Consider the following 15,129-nt stretch of genomic DNA (forward strand, 5'->3'; position numbering starts at 1 on the left):
TCCGTTCCCCTGGCAGGGTCGATAATCGGACGTTCTCGTGGGGCTCACAGCATGACGTGCTTGACCTGGGTGGAGTCCAGGAGCCCCGCCATGGAGAGGTCGCTGCCGTAGCCCGAGTGTGTGACCCCGCCGTGCGGCATCTCGGACACGGTGGTGCCGTGGGTGTTCACCCAGACGATGCCGGTGCGCAGGGCGCGGGTGGCGCGCATCGCCCGGTCGTGCTGTGGGAGTCGTTCGAGCAGATCGCGCACCGACGCGAGCTGGGCGGCGTTGTTGAGGGGCCCGAAGTCCGTCCCCGTGCGCAGCTTGGCCGCGGCGGTCGCGAAGGCGGTCAGGAACGCGTCGTGGATCCGGTGGTGGACGAGGAAGCGGGTGGGTGCGGTGCAATCCTGGCCGGCGTTGTGGTAGGCGACCGCGGCGAGGGTGGTGGCGGTCGCCTCGACGTCCGCGTCGTCGTGGACGATGACGGGGGCGTTGCCGCCGAGCTCCAGGTGGACGCGTTTGAGGTCGACGGCCGCGGCGGTCGCGATCTCCCGGCCCGCCCGCGCGCTTCCGGTGACCGCGACGAGGGCGACGTCGGGGTGGGCGGTGAGCGCGTGGCCCGTGTCGCGGTCGCCGCAGACCACGTTGAGCACGCCCGGCGGCAGGTGCGCGGCAGCGAGGCGGGCCGGCAGTGCGGTCGAGGTGGGGGTGGTGTCGGCGGGTTTCAGGACGGTGGTGTTACCGGCCGCAAGAGCGGGTTGCAATCTTCCGGACCGCCATCATCAGCGGGTAGTTCCACGGGGTGATCTGGGCGCAGACCCCGACCGGTTCGCGGCGCAGCACCGAGGTCCGGCCCTCGGTGTACTCGGCGGCCGCGAGGCCCGGCAGGTTCCGCGCGGCTCCGGCGAAGAAGCGGACAGTGTCGACGATCGCGGGCAGTTCCTCGTTCCTGAACTGGTCGGCGGGCTTACCGGTCTCGCCGGTCTCGGCGGCCACGAAGGCGTCCGCGTGCCGCTCGATGGCGTCGGCGATGCCGAGCAGGGCGCGCTGGCGTACAGCCGGGGTGGTCGTGGACCAGTGCCCGTGCGCCGCGGCGGCCGAGGCGCAGGCGGCGTCGACGTCGGCCCTGCCGGAACGCGGAGCGCTGCGGTGCGCCAGGCCGGTGGTGGGGTCGATCAGATCCGTCGTCTCGCCCGAGGCCGCGGGCCGGTCCTCGCCCGCGATGTGGTTGTGCGCGGTGTCAGCCACGGCTCAGTGCCTCCCTGGCGGCGGCGCGACCGGTGCGTACGGGCACCTCCGAGATCCAGCGCCTGATCATCGCGGGCGAACTGATCAACCGCGGCACCCGGGCCCTCGACCTGCCCGTCTCCTGACGACCGCTCCCCCACACCACGAACCGGCTGGGCCGCAAGACAGGCAGGGGCTTCCACACCTACGCCGGCCCTGGGGGGGGTGGCGTGATGAGCGAGGATGGGGGCGTGGTGGCCACGGCAGCCGGGCCAGCCCGCCCGGCCCACGGGCGTCGACACGGGGAGCAGGCAACGTGACCAAGGCCGAGCGCGCACTCGAGACACGCGAGCGGATCCTCACGGCCGCGTGCGAAGTCATCGCGGACATCGGATTCGAGAACGTGAGCATGCGCAAGGTCGCCGAACACGCCGGCGTCTCCAAGGCCCTGCTCCACTACCACTTCGACACGCGGGAGAAGCTCTTCGCCGAGGCGATGACGCATTCCTTCGCCCAGACCGGCACGGGCATCGACACCGAGGCCGACGCGGGCACGGCCTCGGCCTCCGTCGCCCTGGCCCGCGTCCTGCGGAGCATGCTGCCGACGGACGCGGAACTGCGCCAGGACTGGAAGCTCTGGCAGGAGCTGTGGGTGCGCGCCCAGCGCGACCCGGCGGCCCGCCATCTGGCGGTCGACCTCTACGACCAGCTGCACGCATGGGTCGGCGGGGCACTGGAGCGGGGCATCGAGAGCGGGGAGTTCGCCGACTGCGACGTGCCGGCGCTCAGCACCCTGGTGCTGGCCCTGTGCGACGGCTTCGGCATCCGCCTGATGCTCGACGACCCCCGGGTGGACCTCCCCACGGCCCGTGCGACGATCTGGCGCACGATCGCCCCGACGCTCGGCATCGCCGAGACCTTCCCGGAGCTCTGACCGGGCGCCGCCCGCGGCGCGGGTGCTGTGCGCCCGGGACGTCACGCGTCCTGGATCCGGCGGAAAGGGCGGTCCGCTTCCAGCTCGAAGGCGATTTCCAGGAGCTTGCGTTCACTGCCGGGGCGGCCCGAGAACATGACGCCGATGGGCAGGCCGTGCTCCGTCGCGCCCGTGGCGGGTACCGAGATCGAGGGGGTACCGACGACGTTGTTGAGCGGCGTGAACGCCACGTACGCGAGGATCCGTTCGATCAGCGTCGGGTAGGGAACGGCCGGGCTGAGGTGGCCGATCGGCGGTGTGGTGTGGGCGAGCACGGGGGAAAGGACGAGGTCGAGTCCGCGGAACCCCGCCGCGTACGCCTCCCTCGTGCGCCTCAGTCTGCGCAGCACGCCGGGCGTGCTGCGCCAGCTCTCGAGATACGTCTCGCGCAGCCCCCGGCTGAGGGCGTCCATGCCGCGGCGGTCGAAGTCCGCGCCGAGGGTCCGACCGGTGACGCCGAGGAGGAACGACAGCATCCCCCAGTAGGTGAGGAAGTCCTCCGTGAACCGGGGGTCGATGGCGAGCTCCACCGGCTCCACCGTGTGGCCGAGCCGTTCGAGCGTGGCCACGGTGTCCGTCACGGCATCCCGGGTGACCTCGTCGCAGGGAACGCCGTTCGGCGAGTCCAGCAGGAACCCGACGCGCAGCCGACGCTCCGAGGGCCCTTCGACCAGGCCCAGCGGCGGCAGTTTGGGGTTGCGCCAGTACGTCTCGGCGGCGGCGAGGAACGCGGCGGTATCGCGCACCGAGCGGCTCACGATGCCGTCGGAGACGAGGTCGAGCGGCAGTTGACGACTCTGGGCGTTCGCCACGACCCGGCTGCGCGTCGGCTTGAGCCCGACGAGCCCGCAGCAGGCGGCGGGGATCCGGATGGAGCCGCCGCCGTCGTTGGCGTGTGCGATCGGTACCGCGCCCGAAGCGACGAGCGCCGCGCTGCCGCCCGAGGAACCACCGGCCGAGTAGCCCGTGTTCCACGGGTTGCGGACCGGCTCGGCGCCCTCGTACTCCGTGGTCGGGCTGAAGCCGAACTCGGGCAGCCGGGTCTTGCCCAGCACCGTGACCCCGCTGCTGAGGAACTGCCGGGTGAACGGCGCGTGCCGCCGCGCGGGCCGCGGGTTGAAGGCGGCACTGCCGTGGCCGGTGGGCAGTCCGGTGTAGTCGGTGTTGTCCTTGACGAAGGTCGGCACCCCGGCGATGGCGCCGCCCGTCCCGGTGGCGTGCGCCGGGACGTCGATGTGCACCTGGATCGCGTGGAGCCGCGCCTCAACCGTACGGACCCGCTCCGCCGCGTCCCGGGCCACCTCGGCGGCGCTGACCTCGCCCCGCCGTATCGCCTCGGCGAGACCGACGGCGTCGTGCTCCCCGAGGGCGTCATCCCGGAAGGCGTGCACCGTGGTTGCTTTCTCGAAAGTCGACACCGTTACCTCAGCCCCCGGCCGTGTGGATGGTCTGCGGCCATCATCCCTTACTGGTAAGTAACCCGCCAGGGGGCAGCGTGACCGCGAGGCCGTCGGGCCACGCTCCGACGGGGAAGAAAACGACTTGGACGGGAACTTGCCGGTTGCTAACGTGCGGAGCGCCGTGACACGACACCAGGAGGTGCGACCCATGAACGCTGTATCGAAGTGGGTGCTCCCTCCTTCCGTCACGGTGTGCGACTGACCCAGGTGTCGTCGGGAGCGCCTCTACAACCAGGCACTCCTGAAAGGCGACAGCCATGAACTCCGTGATGGTCACCCGGGTGGCCGAGACCCAGTGGCAGGCCGTGGAGGACGATCGGATCGTCGGCCACGGCGACGTCTCGCGGCGGCCCGACGGGCGGCTCTTCGTCAGCATCGACGTGTGGCAGGACGCGGCCTTCGGCCGGCTCGGCGCCGCGATACTGGCGGACCTGCCGAGTCCCCTCCACACTCTGGTCGGCGAAGCCGACATCGACCAGAAGGCCCGTTGGGAGCAACTCGGCTTCACCCTCGCACGCCGCGAGTGGGAGTACGTCCTGCCCAGCGGCCCGCGCGAAACCGGGCTGCCGGCGGGCGTGACGATCCTGCCCGACGAGCAGGTGGACGAAAGACTGCTGGTTGCGCTGGACCGCGCGATTCGCGAGGAGGTCGAGGCCACCGTCGGATGGCAGACCATGCCGGCCGAGGTTCTGCCCCGCCCTGCCGGGACGAGGCCGGTGGACCCGTCGAAGTACACGGTGGCCGTGCGGAACGGCGCGTACGTGGGGCTGGTCCGGGTGGCGCCGGTCCGCCGCCGAGCGCGGATCGGACTGATCGCGGTACGCGCCGACCGGCAACGCCAAGGCATCGGGCGGGCGCTGCTGGCCCACGCGCTGGGCTCGCTGCACCGCGACGCCGGGATCGACTCGGCCTGGGCCGAGGTGGACGAATCCAACACCGCCGCGATGGCGCTGATCGAGGACATCGGCGCCCGGCGGACCGGCAGCAACGTGGAACTGGTGCGTCGCTGACGCATCGCCGCCCCACCCATCCGACACCAACCCATCAGATTCGAGAAACGGGAAACATTGGCAAGAACAGCGAACGGCCTGGAAATCGAGGGCACCGTAGTCGAATGCCTGCGCAACGCCACTTTCAAGGTGGAGCTCCAGAACGGGCATCACGTCCTCGCGCACATCAGCGGAAAGATCCGGAAGAACTACATCAGGATCCTCCCGTTCGACCGGGTGCTCGTGGAAGTCAGCCCGTATGACCTGACCCGCGGTCGAATCCTGTACCGGTACCGGAACTGATCAGCGGGAGGCGTGCGCCCGGGTGCTCCCGGGCGCACGCCTTTGCCTGGCGCGGTGACGGGATCAGCAGCCGCCGCAGTTGTAGTAGGTCACGTCCCAGTGGCTGCCCTCGTCGGCGTAGACGTTGCCGGCACCGGACTTCCACTGCGGAGCGCCGTCGCCGCGCAGCCCTATGTAGGTGAAGGTGTTCTTGATGTAGGTGCCGAGACAGGCGTACTTGCTGAGGTCGAGCTTGTAGCCGTTCCAGTGGGAGTACGTGCCGCCGGCGTGCCCGGTCTCGGTGCCGCCGGTGATGTTCAGTGCGCACCCACTGGCGCTCCTGAGGGTCTGGGCACCCTGCGCGGTGGCGAGGTTGAGCTGCTCGAAGGAGGTACAGCTGGGGTTGTAGCGGTCGGAACAGCCACCGGAGGAGGACCAGGTGATGCCGGAGCTCCGGAACATCGAAGTCGCCGTCGCGTGGCTGATCTTGGTGGCTGCGTGGGCCTCGGTGGCGCGTCCGAGGATGCCGACGCCGGGGGTGAAGAGCACACCCAGCACGAGGACCAGTGCGCTGAGGACCGTGCGGATCTTCATCGGGGAAATTCCTCCTGCTGATGACCGAGACGGTGGGATGGCGGTGCGGGTGGAGCCCAGAGCTCCGGTCGAGCAGGAAGATGCTGCCCCAGCCCTCCACCCACCCGCCAGACCGCCTCCCCCCACCCGGTCCTTCCTCACGGGTGTTGGGGAGGGTGAGGTCTCCGCCGGCGGCGCCCGCGAGGATCAGGGCGCGGCGGCCGATGCGGTCCACCAGGGTCGGCGACGCCGCCCGACTGCTCTGCGCGATGACCAGCCGGGGCAACGGCCACTTGGGCGCCGACCGGCTGTGCCGGCCCGCTTCCATATCGGCTCCGGTGAGGTGAACCCGTACCTCGGATGGCGGCGGGCGCGAGTGGAGCAGTGGCAGTCCGCCGGGTCGCACCGAAGACTCGATGCCGGAGACGAACGCGAGGGAAGGGCAGCAGCCAATGCCGCAAGCCGAGGAGGAAGGCGTCACCGCACGCCCGATCAGCACGGTGGATCATCGTCGGAACAGAGCCGGACACCTGCGCACTGCGATCCGGCGAACCAATCTGCTACCGGCATTCTTGGTGCTCACGGTCATGATGCTGGCCCTGTGGCTCATGGGTATGCCGTTTCTGCAGGCCCTGACGATTTCGACCGCAGTGAAGATCGCGGTGGCCCTGCTCGAACTCCGTCGGCTGCCCGACCCTCCCGGCAGCTGACGCAGCCGTTCCGTGCTGCTCGGAATTGCCGCGCTGCACCGTCCACCGCAGTGGCAGGACGCCCCGGAGGGGGATGGACATGCTGGAGGGGCTGGACGCGGTGGACCGGCGCGGGTCGGAGGCGGCAGTGGCCCCGCTTGCGGTCGCTGTTCGACGACCGGGATCCCGTGGTGCGGCGGGCCGCGCTGCAGCTGATCTCCAACCGGACCGCCCCCGACCAGTTCGACGGACGCCGACGTACGAGCGCAACGACGTCGCAGCCCGGGTCGTGCAACTGCTGGAGCCCGACACCGCGGTGGCGACCTCGTTCGTGGCCGCTCTCGCCGAGGCCGGGACCCGGATGCGCACTCACCCGCCACGGCCGCCTCGCCCCAGCAGTGCGGGAAGCACTCACGGCACACCAGGCCGCGGACCGCCGCCTGTCACGGTACTTCCCCGCCGCTGCGCTTCTTCATGCCGCTGTCCCTGCTGGCCTGCCTGCTCGCGCTCCTCGTCCTGCGCGGCCTCGCCCCCAACGAGGCGTTCCACGACTCCCGGGTCGCGGAGTCGGTCGACAAGCACACCGTGCCGCAGAACCTGCTCAAGGGCGGCCCGGTCATCGACGCACGCGGTGACAAGAACGAGCACCCCGTGAGCTATCGCATCCCCGACCGCACCGTGGTGCTGAGCTTCGACGACGGTCCCTCGCCGGAGTGGACCCCGAAGATCCTGGAGCTGCTGGAGGCCCGCAACATCCGCGCGTCCTTCTTCGTGACCGGCGGCATGACCGCACGCCATCCCGAGCTGATCCGGCAGATCGTCGCGAGCGGCCACGAACTCGGCGTGCACACCTTCACCCACCCCGATCTCGTGTACCAGTCCCGCACCCGGATCAGCTGGGAGCTGGCGCAGACGCAGCTGGCGCTGGCCGGCGTCGCGGGCGTCCACAGCGCGCTGTTCCGCCCGCCGTACTCCTCCAACGCGGCCGCGCTGGACGACTGGAACTATCCGGCGATCAAGTACGTGGGCGCGCGCGGCTACCTCACCGCGTTCATCGACAAGGACGCCGACGACTGGAAGCGTCCCGGCGTCGAGGAGATCGTCAAGGCGGCGATGCCGTCCCAGCCCGGTGCGGGCGAGATGATCCTGCTGCACGACGCGGGTGGCGACCGCAGCCAAACCCTCACCGCGCTCGTCCAGATCATCGACAAGCTGCAGGCCCAGGGCTACCGCTTCACCACCATCTCCGAGGCACTCGGCGCCTCCAGCGCCACCCCGCCGGTGCACGGTTTCCAGCTGTGGGCGGGCAAGGGATACATCTGGGCCACCCAGTTCGCCGTGCTCACCCTGCCGGTGCTGATCGGGCTGCTGGCCGTCATCGGCTTCCTCAACTTCGGCCGGTTCGCGCTGATGCTCGTCCTCGCACCGATGCACGCCCGCCGCTCCAAGCGGCGGGACGCCTGGGTGCGCCGGTCACCGAGCCCGTCACCGTACTGGTCCCGGCCTACAACGAGCGCGAGTGCATCGCCCACACCCTCAACTCCCTCGCCGCGAGTGACCATCCGATCGAGGTGATCGTCATCGACGACGGCTCCACGGACGGCACCGCGGACATCGTCGAGGAGATGGGCCTGCCGTTCGTCCGGCTGATCCGCCAGGTCAACGGCGGCAAGCCCAGCGCGCTCAACACCGGCGTCGCGGCCGCCTCGCACGACATGATTGTGATGATGGACGGCGACACCGTCTTCGAGCCGTCCACCGTGCGCGAGCTGGTCCAGCCCTTCGGCGACCCGGCGATCGGCGCGGTCGCGGGCAACGCCAAGGTCGGCAACCGCGACAGCCTGATCGGCGCCTGGCAGCACATCGAGTACGTCCTCGGCCACAACCTGGACCGCCGGATGTACGACATGCTGGGCGTCATCCCGACCATCCCCGGCGCGGTCGGCGCCTTCCGCAAGGAGGCCCTGCAGCAGGTCGGCGGGATGAGCGACGACACCCTCGCCGAGGACACCGACATCACCATCGGGGTGCTCTGCCAGGGCTGGCGGGTCGTCTACGCCGAGCGCGCCCGCGCCTGGACCGAGGCCCCCGCCAGCCTCCAGCAGCTCTGGTCCCAGCGGTACCGCTGGAGCTACGGCAGCATGCAGGCGATGTGGAAGCACCGCGGGGCCGTGACCTCGCGCGGTCCGGCCGGGCGCTTCGGGCGGCTCGGGCTGCCGCTCGTCGTGCTGTTCGGTGTGGTCGCCCCGCTGCTGGCGCCTCTGGTCGACATGTTCTTCCTGTACGGAGTGCTGTTCGCGGACGCCCCGATCACCCTCACCAGCTGGGGCGGCTTCATCCTGCTCCAGGCCGCGCTGTCCTGGTACGCCTTCCGGCTCGACCGCGAGAAGCCCTGGCACCTGATCAGCCTGCCGATCCAGCAACTGGTCTACCGGCAGCTGATGTACATAGTCCTGCTGCAGTCCGCGATCACGGCGATGACCGGTGGCCGGCTGCGCTGGCAGAAGCTCCGGCGCACCGGCGAGGTCGCTGCACCCGTGGAGGCCTGACCGTGACCGCATCGATCGACCTCGGGCGTACCCACGACACCCTCCGGTTGAGGGTCCCCGCCGTGCTGCGACAGGAGCCGGAGCCGCAGGCGCCGGCCCCGCGCAAGGGCGGCCGGGACCGCCACCTCGACCTGCTGCGCGCGCTGGCGCTGGGCCGTGTGGTGCTCTACCACAACTTCGGCTGGTTCTGGCTGCCCCTCGTCTTCCCGTCGATGGGCGTGATGTTCGCGCTGGCCGGCTCGCTGATGGCCCGCTCGCTCAGCCGTCCCGCTCTCGGCGTGATCCGCGGCCGACTGCGCCGACTGCTGCCGCCGATGTGGCTGTTCGGCGCCATCATGATCGCCCTCCAGATCCTCGACGGCTGGGGGCCCGACTCCGAGGGCCACCCCGGCTGGTGGTGGGCCAAGCTGGGGTTCTGGCTCCTGCCGTTGAGCACTCCGCCGTACGCGGACGGCGAGCTGGGCGGTTTCCAGCACCACGTGGACTTGCCGTCATACAGCGTTTGCACATGTACCGCGCCGAGCGGGACCAGTCGTGCGCATTCGGCCTCGAGTGCGGCGAGGCGCTCTTTGCCCACCAGACCGGTACCGACCCGCACATCGAGATGCACCCGGTTCTTGGCGGCCTTCCCTTCGGGGACTCGCTGGAAGTACAGTCGCGGGCCCGCTCCTGAGGGATCTATGCAGGCGAACCATGAATCCCGCTGCTCGGGTGGCTGCGAGCGCTTGAAATCGTCCCAAGTGGCAAACCCCTCCGGTGGCGGCGGTATGACGTACCCCAACACCTCGCACCAGAAGCGAGCCAGGCGCTCAGGTTCCGCGCAGTCAAAGGTGACTTGAAACTTCTTGATCTCTGGCATCGGCGCACCGTAGCTGACAAGCGAGCTCGCCGACACCGAGGTCCCGTACCGAGGGCCGGCGGCAGGCAGTGGATGGTGCCCGGTCAGGCGGCGAAGCGGCGGTTGCCGGTGAGCGACCACACGGCGGAGATCCGGCCGTCCGTGACCGCGAACATGTCGATGCCGCTCTTGACGACGACGTCTCCGCCATCGCCCTGGCTCTCGCACCACCGGACGGCCATCTCGCCGCGCTCGGAGTCGACCAGCGGTGCGGCCTCGGCGGCGAACGTCAGGCCGGTGAGGGCATGGCTGTTGGCCGAGATGAAGGCCGTCAGTTCGGCCTGGCCGAAGGTCGCGGCGGAGCCGGAGCCTCCGAAGTCGTCCGCGAAGTACAGCCGGAAGCCGGGGGCGAGGATCTGCTCGGCGAGGGCGACGTCTCCGTTCCAGAGCGCGGCCCAGCCATCCACCAGCCGGGTGCCGGCCTCCCGGGTCAGCGGTGCGGAGTCGGTGGTGGGGGTCGTCGTCACAGACATGGGCGCCTTCCGAGGTCGGTTCGTGGTCACCCAGCCTCCGGGCGGGGGGCGACAACCCCCTGTCGGTGTTTAGCCCTCCGGACAGCGGCTCAAGCGAAACCATAGAGCTCTTCGAGTGAGACGAAATCCCCTCCGCAGGTGTCCAGTTCGGACAGGTCCACCGGACGCGGCTCCGCCGTTTCCTCCAGTGCCCGCGCCTCCCGGATTCGGTCGAGGCGGAAACCCCGCACGGCGGAGCTCAGCCGGCACCATCCGATGAGGTGCCACTGGTCGCCTCCGAGGAAGCCCAGGGGGTCGACGGTGCGGTCGGTGACCTCACCCTGCTCGTCGGCGTAGCACAGACGCAGCAGCCGGCGGGCCGAGAGCGCCTCGCGCAGCGTGTGCGGCAGCGCGGACGGCTTGACGGGGTTCACGGGGACCCGCACGCGACCGGCGAGCTCGCGGGCGGCCTGAAGATCGCGCTGCGGCATGACGGCGAACACCTTGTACAACGCCGAGCGGGCGTCCGCGGCGAACGGTGTCCCGGACAGCCCGTGCAGGGCGACCGCCAGAGCCGCCGCCTCGGCCGGGGTGATGGTCAGGGGCGGCAGGGTGTGGTCCTTGTCCACCACGTACCCGCCGCTGCGCCCCGGTTCGGCGTACAGCGGCACACCGGACTGCTGCAGCGCGCTGAGGTCCCGCTCGATGGTGCGGGTGCTGACGCCGAAGCGCTCGGCGAGCCACCGGGCGCTGCGCGGCCGGGGCGAGACCGCGCGTAACTCCTCCACCAGGGCGTACAGACGCTCGGTACGGTTCACAGTCCAGGACCGTAGCCGATGCCCCAGGGGTCGGACGACTGCGGATCGGGCCCGACCCGTCGAAGGAACCGCGATCGGCGCTCTCTCCGGGTGGGAACAACCTCACGGACGAGAGCCGACCGGTGCTCTGGCCAGCATGGGGAGAATCGTCATTTAAGATTCAAGACGGCCTCAGGGCTGCGGATCGTCGCTGTGCGCGGCGACTGCGGAACGGTCAGGCCGGCCGGTCGAGGAGAGCGGCCTGGGTCAGGGCCTTGGTCCGGATGCGGACCGCACGGTGCTGATCGTGAAGATCCCGGGGAGTCGCGTGACCGCCGGTGTGCGTCTCAGCGGTGTGGGGCGCCGGGCACACCCGCCCACGAACAGAAGACCCCCAGGGAGAAGTGAGGTATGCCGGTGATCTGCGTCGGAGGCATGATCGGAATCGGCAAGACGAGTGTGGCCGAACTGCTCGCCAAGGAGCTGGGCAGCGAAGTCTTCTACGAGAGCGTGGAAGACAATCCGATCCTGCCGCTCTTCTACACGGCGAGCCCCGAGGAGATCCAGGCGCGGCGCTATCCCTTCCTGCTCCAGCTCTACTTCCTGCAGACGCGGTTCGCCTCGATCAAGGAGGCGTACAAGCAGGGCGACAACGTCCTCGACCGGTCCATCTACGAGGACTGGTACTTCGCCAAGGTCAATCACGACCTGGGCCGGATCAGCTCCCTCGAGATGCAGGTGTACGAGGGGCTGCTGGGCGAGATGATGCGCGAGATCGACGGCCTGCCGTACCGCAAGGCACCCGATCTCATGATCTATCTCAAGGCGGACTTCGAGACGGTGCTGCACCGCATCGGGCTGCGGGGCCGCGATTTCGAACAGGACGAGAGCCTCGTCGAGTACTACCGGACACTGTGGTCCGGCTACGACGACTGGGTGCACAAGCACTACTCGGCCAGTGAGGTCCTCGTCGTCGACATGAACCGCACCGACGTGGTGAACAACCCCGAGGACGCGGCCCGTGTGGTGCAGGAGGTTAAGGACGCCCTGGTCGCGGTGAGGCGCCGGGCCTGAGCTTGCCGTTCCCGGCGGGCTTGCGAGCAGAGCCGGCGAGTGATCCCCACTGGCGCTGGTCGGGCGGCGGACGGGGGTCCGGCCTCCACTGAGGTGGTGCGGGCGCGCCTTGGAAGAGGCCAGTATGCGGTGGGGGCGTTCCGTCTCGTCGCGGATGGACCGAACGGCGTCCAGGCACCCTGGCCTGCTAGCAGGGCGGGCGCCGCTGAGAAGCGCTCTTGAATCCAAGAAACCTCATCCAGACCGGGAAGTGACGATAGATCACTTCTTTGCGACCTATGGTCACTCCCGGTCTGTGCCAGGGGGTGCACGGTTACCGGTCCCCGGTGGCCAGGCGGTCTAGAAGCGGACCACGTTCTCACAATTCACGACCACGTCGCGGGCGCCCGAATCCGCGAACACTGTGTCGAAGCCGACTCCGCAGTCGATCCGGTCGTAGCCGCCGTTCCGGCTGAGGATCATGTCGTTGCCGCCCTCTCCCACGAAGGTGGGATCCGACTGCGGGGTGGACCAGCCGTTGGGATCGGACAGCTGGTCGGCGCGGGAACCGCCACGGATCCGGTCCTGCCCGGACCCGCCGTCGATGACCCCCGGAACCGGCAGCGGAACGAAGAACCCGAGGCTCACGGAGTCGTCCCCGTCGCCCGCCGACATCCTGAGCCTCGTCGTGGTGGCGATGCGCCCACAGTTGACCTGGTTGCTTCCGCTGGTCCGGCAGCCGGACCCGGGAATGATCCCGGCCTCGTCGAAGATCGAGACCTCGTCAAGGTAGTCGACGACGAAGACCTTGTTGGAGGTTGCGGGCAGCGCGGTCCAGTGCACCTCCGACCCCGCACGCTGCGCGAGAGAGGGAGCCGCTGCCGCCGGACCGGCCGCCAGCATGACGAGGGAGAGTGCGGCCGCGGCGGGACCGAGGAGCTTGGCCGGGCGCAGCATCAAAGATCTGTTCACTGTCCCACTGTGCTGACCCCGCCCCGGGCCGGCCCTGTGCGACCCGGCCCAATGCTCCGATCGGCTGTCCGCCGTCACCCGGGGCGGCTGCGGTCCCGGCGCTGAGATCGATCCAGGGTCCTGACCAACGTCTCAAACACGTTCGGGGCGAGGGGTGGGACTGCTGGTTTTCGCGCCGACGGTGTCCGGAAGATCACCCGCTTGCCCTCAACCACGCTTGAGGTCTTACGGTTTCCGCATGACCTGCACGGCATGCGGGCTCCGCACCGAAGTACCAAGAGAGGGACGTCCCATGACGACCCAGCAGCTTCGATGCGGAGGGCCACACCTCCGGTAGTACCTCCGGCCCCCGCCCGGGACCAGCTCGTCATCGCCTTCCTCATGGCAGTACGTGAGCGGGCCCACGTCTGGGCCGCCAGCGCGACGTCGGCCATCGCGGCTTTGTGAGCGAGTTTCATCTCACCTGCGCAGCCGGCCATCGCCCGCCGCATCGGTGCCCACCGCCTCGCCGGCACACGGGCCCGACCCCGCGGAGTGATCACTGGCCAACGCGACCGTCAATCCGCTCGCGCAGGAGGTCGGCGTGGCCGCAGTGCCGCGCGTACTCGGCGATCTGCGCCACGAGGATCTCGCGAAGCGGCGCCTCCCCGGTGCGCGTGCCGAGATCGGCGAAGCCGGCGATGAAACGGTCGGTCAACTCCATCTCCGCCCGCCAATTGCGCCATGCGTCCTCCACGACCGCCGGGTCGGCGATCGCGCCGTTCCAGTCGCCATCGCGGTCTTCGGCGGTTCGGTAGATCCTGGGCGAGTCCTCGCCGGCCATCCGGCGGAAGTGCCGTTCATCCTCGGCCATGTGCCGTACCAGCCCGAGCAAGGACATCGTGGACGGCGGCACGGAGCGCTGGGCCATCTGCTCGGCGTCCATGCCAGCACACTTCATCTCGATGGTGAGGCGGAAGTGGCGCAGACTCTCCAGCAGCGTGCCGCGTTCGTCGACCGTCTCCGCTTCCGTCTCGCGCGGGTCGTCGGCCGGGTCGACCCACATGTCGGGGTAGATGCTGGAGGGGGTCCACCGAGTCACCGCTGCTTCGTTGTCGCGATCGCCTGAGTCCATGGGCGCATGGTGGTGCGCATCGACTCGGTCCGCCACTGAGTATCGGATCCGAGTCGCCGCCTGCCGACCGACCGCGCCCCATCTTCGCGGCTGTCAGTCCGCCGAACAGCCACTTCTGCTCGATGTTCAAGAGCCGGTTGATCAACTTCTACTTGTCGGAGGTTCACCATCGGCAGCGGTGCGGCGCAGCGTCGGTGCGCGTCGCGATCAACCGCATCGTGGTGTCGGCGCACCGGGAACATTCCGGCAGGCCGCTTCGTTGGGTCCAGGTCTGTTGCCCCAAACCGAGGAGTGCCTTGCCCGACACCTCGTCCACCGCCGTCGTGCCCCCTCTCCCGCCGCTCGCCACCCAGGCAGATCACCTGATCCGGCTTGGGGTGCACGAGCTCGCGGGGATGCCCGCCACCGAGCTGCGCGCCTTCGCCGAGGACGCCGAAAACGGAGCCGGTGACGCCCTGCTCGCCATCCACCCGGAACGCGCCCCCGCCTGCGCCCTTGCACCGCTGCTCCGCCATGACGGCAAGTCCGGCTTCGTCGTCACCGACATGTCCGATGTCGACCGCTTCGCTCCCTGCGCCGTCGAGCTGCCCGACGCCCCCCTCTACCTCGTCACCGGCCTCGACCGCGGCGACCGCATGGCCAACTGGAGCCCGGAGGAGGCACTGCCCGCCCTCACCGAGGAGAACCGCACCCCGCTGCTGCTCACCGAAGGCATCCACTGGGTGCTCCAGCAGCCGGCGGTCCTCGAGCGCAGCCACTGCTTCATGACCATCGGCTCCCGGCTGCGCAAGGCGAACGGCGCCCTGGACGCCCGCACCCCGGCGATCTGGATCAGCAACGGCACGGGGCGGGACGGCCGCGAGCGGCGTAACGCCCCTAAGGTCGGCTGGTGCTGGTGGGGCAACCGCCACACCTGGCTGGGCTTCGCCTCCGCCACGGGCCGCGGTCTGGCCGCGGCCCTCCCGCGGGACCGGGAGCGACCAGCCCGGGAAGAGGGCTGACTGGATGGTTCGATGGTGATCCACCACCACCCGCCCTCGCAGCGCGCTGTCCTTCACGAAGTGTGGCTCCGGCGGGCGTTGCCGGAGTCGTGACGGCAGGTCATCCTCGGCTGCCCGG

At 69.9% G+C, this 15,129-nt stretch carries 12 protein-coding genes and 4 pseudogenes; 8 read left to right on the forward strand and 8 right to left on the reverse strand.

Features of this window, described 5'->3' with window-relative positions:
- Positions 1-44: 44 nt before the first annotated feature.
- Positions 45-1,230 (reverse strand): annotated as a pseudogene (locus ACGFYU_RS06110) (aldehyde dehydrogenase family protein).
- Between the two features lie 295 nt (positions 1,231-1,525).
- On the opposite strand from ACGFYU_RS06110, the gene ACGFYU_RS06115 reads away from it, so the two are divergent.
- Positions 1,526-2,143, forward strand: a complete 618-nt coding sequence (locus tag ACGFYU_RS06115; protein WP_393826062.1) for a TetR/AcrR family transcriptional regulator — start codon at positions 1,526-1,528, stop codon at positions 2,141-2,143.
- Between the two features lie 41 nt (positions 2,144-2,184).
- Here ACGFYU_RS06115 and ACGFYU_RS06120 read toward each other — a convergent pair whose 3' ends face one another.
- Positions 2,185-3,600 (reverse strand): amidase, encoded by a 1,416-nt coding sequence (locus ACGFYU_RS06120; RefSeq protein ID WP_393826063.1) that lies wholly within the window; start codon positions 3,598-3,600, stop codon positions 2,185-2,187.
- A 299-nt stretch (positions 3,601-3,899) separates the two neighbouring features.
- Here ACGFYU_RS06120 and ACGFYU_RS06125 point away from each other — a divergent pair, with 299 nt between their 5' ends.
- Positions 3,900-4,652, forward strand: a complete 753-nt coding sequence (locus tag ACGFYU_RS06125) for a GNAT family N-acetyltransferase (protein ID WP_393826064.1) — start codon at positions 3,900-3,902, stop codon at positions 4,650-4,652.
- A 57-nt stretch (positions 4,653-4,709) separates the two neighbouring features.
- A complete protein-coding gene (gene infA / locus ACGFYU_RS06130; RefSeq protein WP_393826065.1) occupies positions 4,710-4,934 on the forward strand; it encodes a translation initiation factor IF-1 in 225 nt (74 codons plus the stop codon).
- Between the two features lie 63 nt (positions 4,935-4,997).
- Here the strand turns inward: infA and ACGFYU_RS06135 are convergent, their stop codons facing one another.
- A complete protein-coding gene (locus tag ACGFYU_RS06135; RefSeq protein WP_393826066.1) occupies positions 4,998-5,507 on the reverse strand; it encodes a hypothetical protein in 510 nt (169 codons plus the stop codon).
- A 395-nt stretch (positions 5,508-5,902) separates the two neighbouring features.
- Here ACGFYU_RS06135 and ACGFYU_RS06140 point away from each other — a divergent pair, with 395 nt between their 5' ends.
- From ACGFYU_RS06140 to ACGFYU_RS06150, 3 genes and pseudogenes are all read left to right on the forward strand, one after another.
- Positions 5,903-6,196 (forward strand): hypothetical protein, encoded by a 294-nt coding sequence (locus ACGFYU_RS06140; RefSeq protein ID WP_393826067.1) that lies wholly within the window; start codon positions 5,903-5,905, stop codon positions 6,194-6,196.
- A gap of 441 nt (positions 6,197-6,637) precedes the next feature.
- Positions 6,638-8,724, forward strand: a pseudogene (locus ACGFYU_RS06145) (bifunctional polysaccharide deacetylase/glycosyltransferase family 2 protein).
- 47 nt (positions 8,725-8,771) lie between these two features.
- Positions 8,772-9,179 (forward strand): annotated as a pseudogene (locus tag ACGFYU_RS06150) (acyltransferase family protein); the annotation flags it as partial.
- Between the two features lie 23 nt (positions 9,180-9,202).
- On the opposite strand, the pseudogene ACGFYU_RS06155 reads toward ACGFYU_RS06150, so the two are convergent.
- From ACGFYU_RS06155 to ACGFYU_RS06165, 3 genes and pseudogenes are all read right to left on the reverse strand, one after another.
- Positions 9,203-9,583: pseudogene (locus ACGFYU_RS06155) on the reverse strand (VOC family protein); the annotation flags it as partial.
- Between the two features lie 83 nt (positions 9,584-9,666).
- Complete coding sequence (locus ACGFYU_RS06160; protein WP_393826068.1) at positions 9,667-10,095, reverse strand: hypothetical protein; 429 nt, start codon at positions 10,093-10,095, stop codon at positions 9,667-9,669.
- A gap of 89 nt (positions 10,096-10,184) precedes the next feature.
- A complete protein-coding gene (locus ACGFYU_RS06165) occupies positions 10,185-10,892 on the reverse strand; it encodes a helix-turn-helix transcriptional regulator (RefSeq protein WP_393826069.1) in 708 nt (235 codons plus the stop codon).
- Between the two features lie 390 nt (positions 10,893-11,282).
- On the opposite strand from ACGFYU_RS06165, the gene ACGFYU_RS06170 reads away from it, so the two are divergent.
- Positions 11,283-11,945 (forward strand): deoxynucleoside kinase, encoded by a 663-nt coding sequence (locus ACGFYU_RS06170; protein ID WP_393826070.1) that lies wholly within the window; start codon positions 11,283-11,285, stop codon positions 11,943-11,945.
- A 339-nt stretch (positions 11,946-12,284) separates the two neighbouring features.
- On the opposite strand, the gene ACGFYU_RS06175 is transcribed toward ACGFYU_RS06170, so the two are convergent.
- On the reverse strand, positions 12,285-12,896 hold the full coding sequence (locus ACGFYU_RS06175; RefSeq protein WP_393826071.1) for a hypothetical protein: 612 nt from the start codon (positions 12,894-12,896) through the stop codon (positions 12,285-12,287).
- Positions 12,897-13,434: 538 nt separating this feature from the next.
- Positions 13,435-14,010, reverse strand: a complete 576-nt coding sequence (locus tag ACGFYU_RS06180) for a DinB family protein (RefSeq protein WP_393826072.1) — start codon at positions 14,008-14,010, stop codon at positions 13,435-13,437.
- 296 nt (positions 14,011-14,306) lie between these two features.
- Between ACGFYU_RS06180 and ACGFYU_RS06185 the strand changes: the two genes are divergently transcribed.
- Complete coding sequence (locus ACGFYU_RS06185; RefSeq protein ID WP_393826073.1) at positions 14,307-15,011, forward strand: DUF5701 family protein; 705 nt, start codon at positions 14,307-14,309, stop codon at positions 15,009-15,011.
- Positions 15,012-15,129: the final 118 nt, after the last annotated feature.

Origin of the sequence: Streptomyces sp. NPDC048337, assembly GCF_043201175.1 — a bacterium.
Classification (GTDB): Bacteria; Actinomycetota; Actinomycetes; order Streptomycetales; family Streptomycetaceae; genus Streptomyces.